Source organism: Flavobacterium glycines, from assembly GCF_900100165.1.
GTDB classification, from domain to species: domain Bacteria; phylum Bacteroidota; class Bacteroidia; order Flavobacteriales; family Flavobacteriaceae; genus Flavobacterium; species Flavobacterium glycines.
In genome coordinates this window covers 1,836,044-1,852,493 of sequence record NZ_FNEO01000001.1, presented here as the reverse complement: position 1 = coordinate 1,852,493, position 16,450 = coordinate 1,836,044, and the positions used below count along the sequence as shown (strand labels likewise).

Here is a 16,450-nt window from a genome sequence, read left to right as displayed (position 1 = left end):
ACAAAATAAAACTACCAATGAAAAAAACAATTCTTGCATTCGCCGCTATATTATTTATTGTTTCATGCGACAAAAAAGAACCAAAAGGGAATTTACACATCACCGGAAATGTAAAAGGTCTTAAAGAAGGAACACTTTATATCCAAAAAGTTGTTGACACTTCTCTGGTTGCCATAGATACTATTAAAATTGACGGAAATTCAAATTTTGAAAGTTATATAGATTTAAAATCTCCTGAAATGCTTTATCTGTTTTTAGATCGTGGCGTTAGCAATTCACTAGACAACAATCTTATGTTTTTTGCTGAAGCAGGAAAAATGAATATCGAAACCAATTTAGATTCCTTTCTTTCAGCTGCTAAAATTACAGGTTCCAAAAATCAGGAATTATACGATGATTATAAAAAAACTACCGAAAGATATAAAAATGAGAATTTAGATCTTATTGAAAAAAAGTTTAAAGCAATTAAACGAAAAGATATTAAAGCAATTGACAGTATAAATCGACTACAAGATTTAAACACGAAACGCAGATATCTTTTTGCTGTTAATTTTGCGATGAACAATAAAGATCACGAAATTGCACCTTACATTGCTTTAGCCGAAGTATATGACATTAACATCAAGTATTTAGATACAATACAACAATCATTGACTCCAAAGGTAGCCCAATCTATGTATGGAAAAAAATTAACCCAATACATCAAAGCTTTAAAAACCACGAACTAATATATTAAGAATAACACATTCAATACAAAAGCATTTCAGTTTATTTGAAATGCTTTTTTTGTTTCCTTTTCAACCAAAATCTTCATTTTTTTGTATTTTGTTTTCCAAAAAAACTCCCTTTTTTTTATTTTTGGTTTATAAACAAATCCTACAAAACGAATTCAACAATAAACTAACCTACAATCTGCCTCATATGTGGAGAAATTTATCCTTTAAAAAACAATTAATTCTAATTCTTTTAATACCCGTTTCTGGATTATTGTATTTTACTATTGTTAACATTAACGATACCTATCAAAAAAATTTAAGAATTGAGAACAGTAGCAAACGAATTGAGAATATTGCTGTTTTTGCTGAAGGTATAATGTTAATTAATAACGAAAGAACATTAAGCGAATATTCAAAATTTAATCTCAATAAAAAAGAGGAATTAAAACTCAGTGAGACAAAAACATTAGAATGGTTTTCTAAAATAAATTCTACCGACAGTGTTGTTCTCAAAAATATTGAAGAAGCCAGAAAAATCATTAATACTATCCATTACAATACCGAGCAAGATGCTGCCAAATCTTCATTAAATATTTTTAACGAATATTCGGCTTTAAACAACATCTTGAATAATTTAATAGAAAGAGAAATTGCAAATTGTGATAATTCCAATTTAGGCAAACTAGCTAATAATTTTAAATCTTATATAGATTCCAAATCGGCTGCCAACTTAATCAGAGCTATTGTATTCGACAAATTGACTGATGACACTATTCATAATGATTTATATGGCTATTATGACAATATAAAAAACCTAAATAAAAATGCTGATTTTAAATTAGAAAATTATAACGAACTTAAAATTAATGATGCTATAATTCGATATAAAAAATCTGCCGAATTTCAATCTTTTTTAACCACAGCCGACGCTGTACTTAACAACAATTCTACAATTACACCCGAAAATTGGTGGACACAGTCAACTGCTGTGAACAGTAAACTCAATGTTCTAAAAATTGAAAAACTCAATTATATTATTCAAACCGCACAAGAGGAAAAAAGCGCAACAGTTTTAAGTACAATCATTGCATTAATATCTTTTTCATTACTATTATTAATAACTGGATTTTTAGTTTATAAATTAATCCGTAATACTTCTAATTCGCTCAATACAATTGCTTATGCCATAGAAAAAATTGCAACAGGTAATACCCAACGGCATTACCAACTATCCGGTAATATTGAACTGAACTCCATCAGAATTTCAATGGAAAAACTAACTGATGCAATAAAGGAACAAATCGATTTGGCTACAAAAATCAGTTCAGGTCATCTTGGTGATACTATTAAAATCAGAAGTAAATCAGATACTTTAAACGAGTCGTTAAACGACATGTCTTTAGAATTAAAACGTCTTAAAGATCAGGCAGAAGCCAACAGTTTATTAGAAAAAAATATTATCGAGATAAATAACGCTATTATAACTTCTAAAGAAATCAATGATTTTGGTGCCAATATCAGTAAAATTCTAAGCCATCAAACCAATGCCTGTCAGGCTACTTTTTACACCATCGATTACATTGATAAGAAAGACAATCTAATCAAAATTGGCAGTTATGCCGATGACGACAACAGTCCTAAAACAATTGCTTTTGGAGAAGGATTAATTGGCGAAGCAGTTAAAAACAACGAACAAAAATGCCTGAACAATCTAGACAAAGAATATTCTTTCCTTACTTCTTCGTTAGGAAAAGCAGCTATTTATAATGTTTTGATTACTCCTGTTGCATATAAAAACACCATTATTGGTGTTATCGAAATAGGCTCTTTAAACAACTTTACCAAAACTGACCAAAAACTACTAGAGAATTTACAGAATTCATTAGGAAATGCTACCGCTGTTTTTATTAGAAATGAAGAATTAAAAATTTCTATCGAAGAAATTAATCGCAAAAATAACATCTTACAGGTACAAGAAGAAGAATTAAGACAAAACAACGAAGAGCTCAACAAACACAGCCTTTTACTGCAACAATCAGAAGAAGAACTAAAAAACCAAGCCGCCGAGTTAGAGCAAACCAATGCTTATCTTGAAGAAAAAAGCCGCGAACTGGAAATTAAAAACCACGAAATTGAAAAGAAAAACAGTGACCTTGTTATTGCTCAGGAAGAATTAAATGTAAAATCGGAAGAAATTGCTCAGGCAAGCAAATATAAATCAGAGTTTTTGGCCAATATGTCGCACGAATTAAGAACACCATTAAACAGTATCTTAATTCTTTCGGATATTTTAAGAGACAATACCACAGGCAACTTAACCAATGCACAATTAGAAAACTTATCGGTAATTAATACATCCGGAAAAGACTTATTAGACCTGATTAATGACATTTTAGACATTTCAAAAATCGAAGCCGGAAAAGTCGAAATTTACCCTGAAAACACAGTCACAGAGCGAATTTTGTCGGATATGGAAGGACTTTTCAAAACGCAAATGCAGAAAAAAAACATTCGTCTTGAAACTGAAATTACCGAAAAATGTCCAAGAGAAATTTACAGCGATGTAGGCAAAATAGAGCAAATCATTAAAAATTTCCTATCAAATGCCTTAAAATTCACCCCTGACGGAGGAACAGTTTCCATGACATTTGATACTCCGACAGAAAATTGGAACTACAGCAATCCACAATTGTCATTATTGGACAAAAATGAAATTTTATCCATTGCAATCAAAGACAATGGAATTGGAATATCCGAAGAAAACAAGAAGAAATTATTCCAAAGTTTTCAGCAGGCCGATAGTTCAACCAGCAGAAAATATGGAGGAACCGGTTTAGGATTATCCATCTCTAAACAATTAGCACAATTGCTTAACGGAGAAGTATTTTTTGACAGTCAGCTCAATAACGGAAGTACTTTTGGTGTTTTAATTCCTATAAAATACGAAGAAAACAACAACATTACTATAACCGAACCAATTGCTGTTGCAATTCCTGAAACTGTTGCTAAAGAAACACAAATAGAGTCCGAATATCCGAAAGCAAATGAAGAATTTGTAGATCTTTCGGCAAATATAAATGACGACCGAAATTTAGCCGATATTGATGACAAAACCGTTTTAATTATCGAAGATGATCCTTTATTTGCAGAGGTTCTGCTTCAGGTAGCTCACAATAATGGATTTAAAGCTATTATTGCCCATCAGGGCGAAACCGGTTTTCAATATGCTAAAAAATACAATCCAAAGGCTATTATTTTGGACATGAAATTACCCGGAATTGACGGATGGACGGTTTTAAAATGGCTTAAAGAAGATTCTGAATTAAAACACATTCCGGTACACGTAATGTCAGGAATGAAAAGAGAAAAATTAGCCAAAGAAATGGGAGCTTTTGATTTCTTAGTCAAACCAATTACTCCCGAAAAACTTAAAAACGCTTTCCTTTCCATTGATGAAGAAATTAACAAAGTATTCAAAAAAGTACTGATTTTAGAAGATGATGAAAAACTAAACTATTCAATAAAACAATTGCTTCATGCCAATGACAAAAACACCATTTGTTTACAAGCTTATTCACGTTCTGAAGCCGAAAACATTCTTAGCAATGTAGAGGTTGATTGTGCCATAATCGACTTAGGATTACCTGATTCAGACAACGTAAAAGCTATTTCTGAATTAAAAAACCTATCCAAAAATAAGAACATTAAAATCATTATCAATACAGGAAAAAACTTATCGGATAGCGAACAATTAGAACTTGAAAAAAGTGTCGATAGCATTGTAATCAAAACAAATAATGTAACCGAAAGATTAAAAGATGAAATTCTTTTGTTTTTAAACAAAATAGAAACTACCGGAAATACAGAGTTCAAAACAGCTCCAAATTTAGCCGGAGGCGAAATCCTAAAAAACAAAAACATTCTGATTGTAGATGATGATATCCGAAATATTTATGCTTTATCAGCAGCTTTAACCAGCAAAGGAGCGATAATAACAACCGCTTTTAACGGAATAGAAGCATTGAATACTTTGGAAGATCATCAAAATTTTGACATCGTATTAATGGACATTATGATGCCTGAAATGGACGGATTTGAAGCCACTAAAAAAATCAGAGAAAATGCAAAATGGAAAAACCTGCCTATTATTGCTTTAACAGCCAAAGCAATGAAAGGCGATCGTGATGAAATATTAAAAGCCGGAGCATCTGACTATCAATCAAAACCAATTGATATTCAAAAACTTATTTCTTTAATTAGTATTTGGATTTATAAATGATAAATTTAAACGAACTGGACGAATTGCTTTTTACAATCAAAAAGCAATTTGATTATGATTTTAGGGATTACTCTAAGGCATCTATACTTAGAAGAATCAATCGTTTTATGACCATCAATAACATGAAAAATGCTGTTGATTTAAAATTTGAACTCATTAATAATCCCTCTATTTTTCAAAATTTTATCAACGAAATTGTAGTCAACGTAAGTGAATTTTTCAGAGACCCAAGTTTTTTTAAATCCTTACAGCAAAAAGTTTTTCCTTATCTGGAAAGTTATCCTAAAATTAATATTTGGAGCGCTGGTTGTTCTTTTGGAGAAGAAACCTATTCTTTAAACATTTTATTAAAAGAAAATAATCTGTATGACAAAAGCAGAATTTATGCCACCGATATTAGCAGTAATGCCATAGAAAAATCCAGAAAAGGAATTTATGACAATGCCAATTTTAAAGAATACACTAAGAATTACTATGACTGTGGAGGGAAAGAATCCTTAAAAAATTATTTTGTTTCTGACGAAAAACATTCAATGATACAATCGGAATTGAAAAAAAACATTCTGTTTTCTAATCATAATCTGGTTACCGACAGTGTTTTTAAAGAATGTCAACTCATTCTTTGTCGAAATGTATTAATTTATTTCAACAACAATTTACAAAACAAAGCGTTAGAACTTTTTTACGAAAGTTTACCAGTACATGGTTTTTTAGCCATTGGAAAAAAAGAATCTTTACGATTTAGTAGTGTCTATGAGAATTTTAAAGAAATTGACCGAGAAGAAAAAATTTATCAAAAGATAAAATGAAACCGGAGTTAATAATAATAGGAGGTTCAGCGGGAGCTTTTAGTACAATTTTGTCTATTTTAAATCATTTAGACAAAGACATCAACATACCTATTGTTATCGTTTTACATCGATTAAAAAATACTACTTCTTCATTTGAAGCCATTTTACAAAAAAACACCCATTATTCGGTTAAAGAAATAGAGGACAAGGAAAAAATTCAAAAAAGTTTTATCTATACTGCTCCTTCCGATTATCATTTACTGTTAGAAGAAGATTTTTGTTTTTCTCTGGATGTATCCGAAATGGTTAATTTTAGTCGCCCATCAATTGATGTAACATTTGAGTCTTTTTCAACAATATTAAAAGAAAAATGTTGCGGAATTTTATTATCCGGTTCCAATCATGACGGCGCAAATGGATTAAAAATTATGGCTGAAAACAATGGAAAAACAATTATTCAGGATTGTAATGAAGCCGAATTTGACATTATGCCAAAAGCTGCAAAAACTATTTGTAATAAACATCAAGAATTAAATACCACAAACATTATAAATACTTTGAACAATGAATATCGCTAAAAAACATACACTTTTGTTAATAGACGACAAACCCGCTAATTTAATTGCTCTAAAAAGTATTCTGGAAAGCCCCGACAGAACAATCATAACTTGTAATTCAGGCAACGAAGGACTACAAATACTATTGAAAGAAAAAATTTCGCTCATTTTAGTCGATGTACAAATGCCTGAAATGGACGGCTATGAATTTGTTGAAATCACCAAACAACATCCAAGCACCGCTAGTATTCCAACGCTTTTTGTTACTGCCATAAGCAACGAAGACAAATACATCAATAAAGCTTATGAATTAGGTGCAATAGATTTTTTATTCAAACCATTAAACACTGAAATTACCCGAAAAAAAGTAGAATCTTTCTTGAAAATATGGGATTACGATCAGGAATTAAAAAGATTAAATGAAAAATTAGTTGCAAAAAATGGCGAATTAGAACAATTTGCCAATATCATCGCCCATGATTTAAAAACGCCTTTAAACAATATTAAGTCCCTCGTTGAATTCATCGAAGAGGAACATCTGTTAGACTTAAAAGAAGAAGCAACAGACTTATTCGATATGGTAAAATCATCGGCAATGACCATGTCTAAACTAATTGACGATTTATTACATTATTCTAAAAACGTAGAAAACAACGAAGGAAAAGAGTCGCTAAACATCCTTAACGAAGTAAATACAGTTATCAAACTGATAAATCCAAACAACGACATCAAAATAAACAAGCTTAACCTGAATCACAATATTAGTTTTCAATCGGTACCATTCAAACAAATTATTCAAAATTTATTGTCGAATGCAATCAAATACAATGACAAACAAATTACAGAAATAACCATTTCCTATGACGACGCATTACTACAGATAGCTATCAGTGACAATGGTCCGGGAATTCCTGAAAGTCAGGCAGAAAAAATATTCCAAATGTTCTATACTCTTGGGCAGTCTTCAAGAGGAGATTCGGGAACAGGAATAGGATTGAACTTAGTTCGGAAATTGGCAGAAAGAAACGATGCAAAAGTGCATTTCAACTCCAATTACAAAGAAGGTTCAGAGTTTATAATTTCCGAGCTTAAACCGGCTTAAAAACAAAAAAGGAATTGCTCAGGGCAATTCCTTTTTTATTATCTCTTTAATGAAAAATGAGATTTAAATTCTTTAACTACATTATTTTCTAAATAATGAATCACAAACCAATAATCATCTGCCGGTAAATAATGACCATTATAGGTTCCATTCCATCCTGCTCCACCCGGGCTAATTTGTTTCAAAAATTTTCCGTAACGGTCAAAAATTCGAATGTAAGCATAGGGTTGTGAACTTAACTCTGTTATATTCCAATAATCATTATAACCATCATTATTTGGAGTAAAATACTTTGGATAATTAACGACTAAAATCCCTGATTTTGTGATTGGCATACTACATCCGGTTTGATCCATAACTGTAACCGAATGTAAGCCTGAAGATACATATTCAAATACATTACCGGATTGTAAAGGGCCGTCATCTAATTGATACAAATAATCGCCTCCGACTGTAGTTGCCGAAATCGTAATTTTTTGATTCTCTTCAAAAGCATCTGTTACGGTCCAGGTGAAATCAACCAGCGTATTAGAAGGCAAAACTGTAACATTTATGGTTTGATCAGTTGCACACTGTCCGGGATCAGGAGTAAAAATATATGAATCACTATTCATGTTATCAACCGTACCGGGGCTCCAAGTTCCTGTAATACCATTAGGAGAAGTAGTAACTAAAGTTGGAGCAGAAGTCCCTGAACATATTGAAAAATCACTAAACCCAGGATTAATTGGCTGATTGACTACAACATTGATTGTCTGAGGCACAGCACATTCATTAGTATTGGGAGTAAAAACATATGTAGCACTGGCTAAATTATCTATAGCGGCCGGAGACCATGTTCCTGTAACTCCATTGGGAGAACTGTTAGCCAAAGTTGGAGCTGTAGTTCCGGCACAAAAAGGAGCAATTTGAGCAAAATTTGGAACTGTTTTCGCTAGTACGGTTACACTTAGAGTTTGAGAAACAGCACATTGATTAGGAGCTGGAGTAAAAGTATATGTAGCGGTACCTACTGTACTTGTATTAATAACGGATGGCGTCCAAGCACCTGCAATACCTGCCGGAGATACTATATTTAATGTTGGTGGTATACTTCCTGTACATATTGGAGCAATTGGAGCAAAATTAGGATTTACAGCATTAGGTAAAACAGTAATGGTAGCTGTGGTTGGAGTAGCAACCACACATTGACCCGGATTAGGAGTAAAAGTATAGGTTGCTGGACCAAGAATTGCAGTATTAACAATACTTGGTGTCCATGTTCCTGTAATAAGTGTTGCATTATTTGAAGTTGAAGGCAATACAGGAGCAGTTGCACCTTGACAAACTGTTGATGGAATAGAATTAAAGACTGGCGTTGCTTTTGGTAGTATAGTAACATTTAAAGTTTGTGGAAGTGCACAAGGAAATGTAACTGGATTTGGTGTAAAAATATAGGCTGTAGTTCCTGGAGTAGTCGTATTAACGACGGCCGGAGACCAGGTTCCTGTAATTCCGTTTGGAGATGTAGGACCTAAAACCGGCGCAGGTATTGTTCCTTCGCACATAGATGCTATAGCAGGAAAATCAGGCGTTTTAATTGTCGCTGAACAAGTAGTTTTACAACTGGCAGTTTCTGTAGTCACACAAGCCTTAGCTCCTACAGGTGTAAGGGTGAACACTACTGTTTGTCCCTCGTTTAATCCTGAAACCGTAAAATTAGTTGGTGAAGTAATTGTTCCTGGCGGCTGAGCTACCCCATCAATTGTATAACTATAAGTAAAACTTGTTTGTCCTGTATTGGCAAAATCAAATTTAATTGAATTAGGAGTAACTGTTTGACAATACAAACTTAATTTCTGATTCACATATACAGTTATTGGAGTTCTAGGCGTACTCTCAACAGTTCCAATAATTTGTGTCACATAATAAACTAAAGGACTACCTCCTGTTGCTGCTACATTTGTAGGAGGTGTTGGCGCTGTTGTAGAAAAAGTTCCTCCAGTTGCAACTGTGTACCATCTCAAAGTACCACCTCCGGATGGAGTTGCTGCCAAAGGGACTGCTGTTTCATTTAAACAATAATATAAAAACGCTGGATTGGGAGTAGGAGCAGGAGTTTGTGCAAAAACACTCATGCTAAACAACATATCAGTAAGACAAACAAAGACAAATAAAAGTAGATTCTTTTTCATTCTTCTAATTTTTAGAAATAAATTGAGATTTTGGGGGAAATCTAATTATTAGGTAAATATATTAAAAAAGCCGTCTTTAATAAAAGGAATTCCAAAATATAAAAACATAGTTCTCCAAGCAGCTGAATAGGAACAAAAAAAGACCCGGCAAAAGCCGGGTCTTTTTTATTATTCTAACTAAATATAGATTATGCTGCCTGATGTTGTTTCTCCACTGTGGTTTTTTCTTCTCTCGAAATAGTGTCCACCAATACAGGAGTCGCAATAAACAAAGATGAATAAGTTCCTACAACAATACCTACCAACATCGCAAAGATGAATCCTCTAATTGATTCTCCACCAAAAATAAACATCGTTAATAATACGATAATCATCATTAATGAAGTATTCAAAGTTCTGGATAAAGTAGTATTAATAGAAGCATTAACGATTTCTTCAAAAGTTCCTTTACGATTACCAAGGATAAACTCTCTGATTCTATCAAATACAATTACCGTATCATTCATCGAATAACCAATAACAGTAAGAATTGCAGCGATAAAATGCTGATCCATTTCCATGTGGAAAGGCATAAATTTATAACATAATGAATAAATCCCTAATACAAAGATTACGTCATGCGCTACAGCAGCAATAGCTCCTAATGAATACTGCCATTTACGGAATGAAATCATCAAGTACAAGAAGATTACAGCCATAGCTCCTAATACTGCCCAATAAGAATTAGTTTTGATATCTTCAGATATTGAAGCTCCAACTTTAGAAGCCTGCAATACTCCAACTTTTTTACCATCAAAAGTATTGATGAATTTATCATAAGAAGTATTTGGATAATATTTAGCTAACGCATCATATAACTTCTGATTCACTTCTTCGTCAATAGCTACTCCGTCTTCTTTAATTTTATACTTAGTAGTAATCTTTAACTGATCTGCATCACCTAAAATTTTAGCTTCAACAGGTGTTCCGAATGCAGCAGATAATTCATCTGAAATAACAGCAGCATCTACCGGTTTTTCAAATTTAACCTGGAAAGTTCTTCCTCCAACAAAATCAACTCCCTGATCTAAACCGTTTACAAAGAAAATAGAAACTAAACTTACTATAACTACAATTGAAGAGAAGATGTAAGTAATTTTCTTAATCTTAATAAAATCATAGTGGAAATTAGTGAACCAATTTTTAGTAATATTAGTTGAGAACGTTAAAGTAGCTTTTCCTAAAATATTTTTATCAATAAAAATTCTAGCTATAAAAATAGAAGTAAATAATGAAGTTACTATACCAATAAGTAATGTTAAAGCAAATCCTTTAATAGGTCCTGTTCCAAAAATAAACAAAATAGCACCAGTTAAAACGTGAGTAACGTTAGCATCAATAATAGAACGCATTGCTCCATGCCATCCGTATGAAGAAATAACTGCATCTCCAAGGGATTTTCCTTCACGTAATTCTTCCTTAGCTCTTTCATAGATAATGATGTTAGCATCCACCGCAGTACCTAAAGTTAATACGATACCTGCAATACCTGGTAATGTTAACACAAAACCAAAACTTGCCATAATTCCGAACAAGAATAGTAAGTTTAATAACAAAGCTAAGTTTGCATACCAACCTGCTTTACCGTAATAAAACACCATCCATAAACACACTAACAAAAATCCTACGATAGAAGAAATCATACCTGCATCAATAGAAGCCTGACCTAAAGATGGTCCAACTACTGTAGATTGGATAATATCTGCAGAAGCAGGTAATTTACCAGCATTTAATACGTTTGCTAAGTCTTTAGTTTCTGTAATATCAAAAGAACCTGTAATTTCAGATCTTCCACCTGCAATTGGCCCACTGGAAACTCCAGGTGCTGAATAAACCACATTATCCAATACAATTGCTATATAACTTTTTTGAGTAAAAGCTCTTCCTGTCAATTCTTCCCAGATTTTAGCTCCCTGAGGATTCATTTGCATAGAAACAGCAGGTTTCCCCATTTGATCAAAAGTATCATTTGCATCAGTTACCAAACCTCCGTTCATGGCTGGCACATTGTCTCTGTTTCCTTTTAAAGCATATAATTCAACAGCTTCAATTTGTTTACCATCTTTAGATGTTAAATTTGTTGGCTTACTCCAAACAAATTTTGCATAATGCTGATCAGCAGCTAATAAAATTCTAACATCTGGTCTTTTAAAATAACCGTTGATAACAGCTGTATCTTTTGGAGAAAAAAGTCCAAGAACCGGACCTCCTCCCTGACCAATCATTTTATCCAATAATGGATTATTTCCTTTTTTGGTAGTTGCAGAATCTTTAGTATCTGTCAATAAAGCACTCAATGAATCTTTAACAACTGGTTTAGCTTCAGTTTTAGCAGCTACAGTCTTTTTCAAAGTCTCATTAGCAGCTAACAGGAAGTTACCAATTTCTTCCATTTTATAAGTTTCCCAAAACTCTAATTGAGCTTTTCCACCTAATAATTTTTTAATTCTATCCACATCTTTAGCTCCCGGAAGTTCTACTAAAATTCTTCCAGACTCCCCTAATTTTTGGATATTTGGCTGAGTAACTCCAAATTTATCGATACGCTCTCTTAATACTTTATAAGCACTTTCGATAGACTCACCCACTTTTCTTTTAATTACTTTTTGAACCTGAGCATCTGTCATTTGAAAATCTACTCCACCTTCTCCCTGCATACTTCTGTTTGCAAAAATATCTGGCGAAGCTAATTTTACAGTTCCTTTTGAATTAGCCTCAAAAGCTTCGAAAAACTTATCTAAATAGTTTTTATTCCCTTCTAAATTAGCAGTTGCATCAGCTAATGACTTATTAAATACAGGATTTTTAGAATTATTAGATAATCCTTTCAATACATCTTTAATAGAAATTTGAAGAATAACATTAATTCCTCCTTCTAAGTCAAGACCTTTATTCAATTGTTTGTTTTTTACCTCATCATAAGTAAATTCGGTGAAACCAAGATTTAACACACTGATTTTACCAATAGAATCTAGATATTTTAGCTCTTTATCAGGATTATCTCCTGCAAAAGCTTTAGCTTCACTTTTGACATTGTTGGCAACAAAAGTAAATGTGAGTTGGTAAATACTTACCAATGCAAATAGAATTGCGAAAAATTTAATAAGTCCTTTATTCTGCATTATTACTAAAAATTAATTATTTTAAATTTATTTTTTCATCAAGCCTCAAAACCAATACTTTAGCTGTTTTTCTTTTCACAAACAGAATAAAAACAGCTTCAAATCTTTTTTTAAACCGAGCAAATATATAATTCTGGTTAAGATTAACCAATTTATTTATTAATTAATCTCAAAAAAAAGACTGCAAAATTGCAGTCTTCACTTTTATATGTGAAAAAAGTTAAGCTAAAACACTTTTTAAAGCCTCATTCATTGCCCTAACTGCATCAGCACTCTTAGCAAACAAAGCTTTTTCTTTATCATCTAATTTGATATCAATTATCTCCTCTACCCCATTCTTACCAATGATACAAGGCACTCCTATACAAATATCATTTTGACCATATTCACCTTCAACATATACAGAGCAGGCGATCATTCTTTTTTGATCATTCAAAATACTGTCTACCAAAAAAGCTACTGATGCTCCCGGAGCATACCAGGCTGACGTTCCCAAAAGCCCCGTAAGCGTTGCCCCGCCTACCATCGTATCTGCTGCAACCTTTTGCAAAACCTCCTCACTTAAAAATTGAGTAACAGGTATTCCATTATAAGAAGCTAATCGTGTCAACGGAATCATAGTTGTATCTCCATGACCACCTATAACCATTCCTGAAATATCATTTGCCGGTTTATCCAAAGCCAGAGAAAGATAGGTTCTAAAACGGGAACTATCTAAAATACCACCCATACCTATAATCCTGTTCTTCGGCAAACCAGTTGATTTCAATGCTAAATACGTCATTGTATCCATTGGATTAGAAACCATCACAATAATAGTCTCCGGAGAATACTTTAGAATATTTTCAACAACCGATTTTACTATCCCTGCATTAATTCCTATCAATTCCTCACGAGTCATCCCCGGTTTTCTTGGAATTCCCGAAGTTACCACAACCACATCACTATTAGCGGTTTTTGAATAATCATTGGTAACTCCGATAACTCGGGTATTGAATCCCGTATCCGTAGCACACTGCATAATATCTAAAGCTTTTCCTTCGGCAAAACCTTCTTTGATATCCAACAATACTACTTCACTCGCAATTCCTCTATAAGAAATAACATCTGCACAGGTTGCTCCAACATTTCCTGCTCCTACAATAGTAACTTTCATATTTTAACGTTTATTCGGTTAAGTAAAAACTGATTGATTAATGCTAATCTACAATTTATTACTCAAAATAACCACCGAATAAATCATTTTTTATGCATCAATATTAGCATAAACCGCATTTTTCTCGATAAATTCTCTACGTGGCGGCACTTCATCCCCCATTAACATAGAGAAAACACGATCAGCTTCCGCTAAGCTTTCAATAGTTACCTGACGCAGCGTTCTGAAATTTGGATCCATTGTAGTTTCCCACAACTGCTCCGCATTCATCTCTCCAAGACCTTTATAACGTTGAATATTAGCACTCCCTCCCATTCTTTCATTAGCCTGATCACGCTGTACATCATTCCATGCATATTCTTTCTTATTTCCTTTTTTAACCAAATACAAAGGCGGAGCCGCAATATAAACATGCCCCTCTTCGATTAATTCTTTCATAAAACGGAAGAAGAAGGTCAAAATCAAAGTAGAAATGTGACTACCATCGACATCGGCATCACACATGATGATTACTTTATGGTAACGCAGTTTCGAAATATTCAAAGCTTTACTATCTTCCTCTGTTCCAATTGTCACACCCAAAGCTGTAAAGATATTTCGAATCTCTTCGTTTTCAAAAACCTTGTGGTGCATCGCTTTTTCCACATTCAAAATCTTACCACGCAATGGCAAAATAGCCTGAAAATTACGATCACGCCCTTGTTTAGCAGTTCCACCCGCCGAATCTCCCTCGACAAGATATACTTCACATTTTGCCGGATCCTGCTCTGAACAATCTGATAATTTCCCAGGTAATCCACCGCCACCCATCACGGTTTTACGCTGCACCATTTCACGGGCTTTTTTAGCCGCATGACGTGCCTGAGCTGCCAAAATTACTTTTTGAACAATGATTTTAGCATCATTTGGATTTTCCTCCAAATAATTTTCCACCATCTCACTCACCGCCTGACTTACAGGAGAAACTACCTCTCTGTTTCCAAGCTTGGTTTTTGTTTGTCCCTCAAATTGAGGCTCAGCCACTTTTACAGAAATAATCGCAGTTAAACCCTCACGGAAATCATCTCCTGAAATATCAAATTTTAATTTTTCTAACATCCCAGAAGCATCGGCATATTTCTTAAGCGAACGGGTAAGCCCCATTCTGAAACCTTGTAAATGCGTTCCTCCTTCGTGAGTATTAATATTATTTACATAAGAAAAAATATTCTCAGAATAACTTGTATTATAAATCAATGCTACCTCAACAGGAATTTCCGCATTTGGATTATCCATCGAAATCACATGCCCAATAATAGGCTCACGATTTCCATCTAAATAACGAATATATTCCTTCAATCCTTCTTGCGAATGAAAAACTTCACCAACAGGCTCTCCTTTTTCATTCAATTCTCTTTTATCACAAAAATGGATTGTAATTCCTTTGTTCAGGAAAGCCAACTCACGCATACGAGCCGACAAAGTATCATAAGAATACTCCGTAGTTTGCGTAAAAATTACCGGATCAGGGTAAAAAGTTACAATCGTACCTCTTTTAGTTGTATCACCAATTTGTTTTACCGGATACAAAGCTTTACCTCTTTCATATTCCTGTTGGTAAATTTTACCATCACTACTATGAACAGTAGCTGTTAAATGTGTTGACAAAGCATTCACACAGGAAACTCCAACCCCGTGCAAACCTCCGGAAACTTTATAAGAATCCTTATCGAATTTACCTCCCGCACCAATTTTAGTCATTACAACCTCAAGTGCCGAAACTCCTTCTTTTTTATGAATCCCTACCGGAATACCACGTCCATTATCTTCTACAGTAATCGAACCATCCTCATTGATAGAAACACTAATAGTATCACAGTGACCTCCCATCGCCTCATCGATAGAGTTGTCTACCACCTCATAAACTAAATGATGAAGTCCACGAACCCCAACATCACCAATATACATCGATGGACGCATCCTTACGTGCTCCATTCCTTCTAATGCCTGAATACTATCTGCTGAATAATTGTTCTTAATTTCTTCGCTCATATAATTTATTCTAAATGTAATTTTTTGTCTAACACGCAAATATATAAAAACGCCGATTATATACCGTATAAAATAGGCTTTTAACACCCTAAGTTATCAACAAAAAATGTCAATTTCAACAACAAAATTCAATTTCAAGAACAATAGCAAAATTCAATATCAATAACAATTTCAAGAACTATAAAACAAATTTTGAAAATTTAAAACCTGAACTCGATTAATAATACATTTCGCTCCTATGGAGCTCAGATAATACAGCAATTTATTTTCTATAAATAGCACACTCCTACGGAGTTTTAATATTGTGAAATGCAAAACTAATGTAAGCCACAGAGTGGCAAAATATTTATAGAAACCAACAAGTATTAAGTTTTCTATAGCTCCTTAGGAGCGAAATGTTTTAATAACAATTAATAATCGAGTTTAGATTTAAAATTAACAGGATTCAATTGTTATTTTAACCAAATCAAAGATTTGACAATC

At 33.3% G+C, this 16,450-nt stretch carries 9 protein-coding genes; 5 read left to right on the top strand and 4 right to left on the bottom strand.

Annotated features, from left to right (window positions below):
- Positions 1-17 precede the first annotated feature (17 nt).
- From BLR17_RS07485 to BLR17_RS07465, 5 genes are all read left to right on the top strand, one after another.
- On the top strand, positions 18-728 hold the full coding sequence (locus BLR17_RS07485; protein ID WP_066324772.1) for a DUF4369 domain-containing protein: 711 nt from the start codon (positions 18-20) through the stop codon (positions 726-728).
- A gap of 193 nt (positions 729-921) precedes the next feature.
- The gene (locus tag BLR17_RS07480; RefSeq protein WP_169817140.1) at positions 922-4,995 is read left to right on the top strand and encodes a response regulator; all 4,074 of its coding nucleotides are present in this window, start codon (positions 922-924) and stop codon (positions 4,993-4,995) included.
- Positions 4,992-5,804 (top strand): CheR family methyltransferase, encoded by an 813-nt coding sequence (locus BLR17_RS07475; RefSeq protein WP_066324776.1) that lies wholly within the window; start codon positions 4,992-4,994, stop codon positions 5,802-5,804. Before BLR17_RS07480 ends, BLR17_RS07475 begins: the two co-directional genes overlap by 4 nt.
- Positions 5,801-6,364 carry a chemotaxis protein CheB gene (locus tag BLR17_RS07470; protein WP_066324777.1) on the top strand — a complete coding sequence of 188 codons (564 nt, stop codon included), beginning with the start codon at positions 5,801-5,803 and terminating at the stop codon, positions 6,362-6,364. The genes BLR17_RS07475 and BLR17_RS07470 overlap by 4 nt, the downstream gene beginning before the upstream one ends.
- Entirely contained in the window at positions 6,351-7,445 is a 1,095-nt protein-coding gene (locus BLR17_RS07465; protein ID WP_066324778.1) for a hybrid sensor histidine kinase/response regulator, read from the top strand. Before BLR17_RS07470 ends, BLR17_RS07465 begins: the two co-directional genes overlap by 14 nt.
- Before the next feature lie 38 nt (positions 7,446-7,483).
- Here the strand turns inward: BLR17_RS07465 and BLR17_RS07460 are convergent, their stop codons facing one another.
- From BLR17_RS07460 to gyrB, 4 genes are all read right to left on the bottom strand, one after another.
- Positions 7,484-9,619 carry a T9SS type B sorting domain-containing protein gene (locus tag BLR17_RS07460; protein ID WP_083189169.1) on the bottom strand — a complete coding sequence of 712 codons (2,136 nt, stop codon included), beginning with the start codon at positions 9,617-9,619 and terminating at the stop codon, positions 7,484-7,486.
- 188 nt (positions 9,620-9,807) lie between these two features.
- Positions 9,808-12,780, bottom strand: coding sequence for a protein translocase subunit SecDF (gene secDF, locus BLR17_RS07455; RefSeq protein WP_066324782.1), 2,973 nt, complete (start codon positions 12,778-12,780; stop codon positions 9,808-9,810).
- Positions 12,781-13,000: 220 nt separating this feature from the next.
- Positions 13,001-13,936, bottom strand: a complete 936-nt coding sequence (gene mdh / locus BLR17_RS07450) for a malate dehydrogenase (RefSeq protein ID WP_066324784.1) — start codon at positions 13,934-13,936, stop codon at positions 13,001-13,003.
- Positions 13,937-14,026: 90 nt separating this feature from the next.
- Positions 14,027-15,967 carry a DNA topoisomerase (ATP-hydrolyzing) subunit B gene (gyrB, locus tag BLR17_RS07445; protein WP_066324786.1) on the bottom strand — a complete coding sequence of 647 codons (1,941 nt, stop codon included), beginning with the start codon at positions 15,965-15,967 and terminating at the stop codon, positions 14,027-14,029.
- Positions 15,968-16,450 lie beyond the last annotated feature (483 nt).

Bases quoted from the DNA above. Each gene is read 5' to 3' on its own strand.
- BLR17_RS07485 (WP_066324772.1), top strand. From the start codon at position 18: ATGAAAAAAACAATTCTTGCATTCGCCGCTATATTATTTATTGTTTCA.
- gyrB (WP_066324786.1), bottom strand. From the start codon at position 15,967: ATGAGCGAAGAAATTAAGAACAATTATTCAGCAGATAGTATTCAGGCA.
- BLR17_RS07480 (WP_169817140.1), top strand. From the start codon at position 922: ATGTGGAGAAATTTATCCTTTAAAAAACAATTAATTCTAATTCTTTTA.
- BLR17_RS07475 (WP_066324776.1), top strand. From the start codon at position 4,992: ATGATAAATTTAAACGAACTGGACGAATTGCTTTTTACAATCAAAAAG.
- mdh (WP_066324784.1), bottom strand. From the start codon at position 13,936: ATGAAAGTTACTATTGTAGGAGCAGGAAATGTTGGAGCAACCTGTGCA.
- BLR17_RS07470 (WP_066324777.1), top strand. From the start codon at position 5,801: ATGAAACCGGAGTTAATAATAATAGGAGGTTCAGCGGGAGCTTTTAGT.
- BLR17_RS07465 (WP_066324778.1), top strand. From the start codon at position 6,351: ATGAATATCGCTAAAAAACATACACTTTTGTTAATAGACGACAAACCC.
- secDF (WP_066324782.1), bottom strand. From the start codon at position 12,780: ATGCAGAATAAAGGACTTATTAAATTTTTCGCAATTCTATTTGCATTG.
- BLR17_RS07460 (WP_083189169.1), bottom strand. From the start codon at position 9,619: ATGAAAAAGAATCTACTTTTATTTGTCTTTGTTTGTCTTACTGATATG.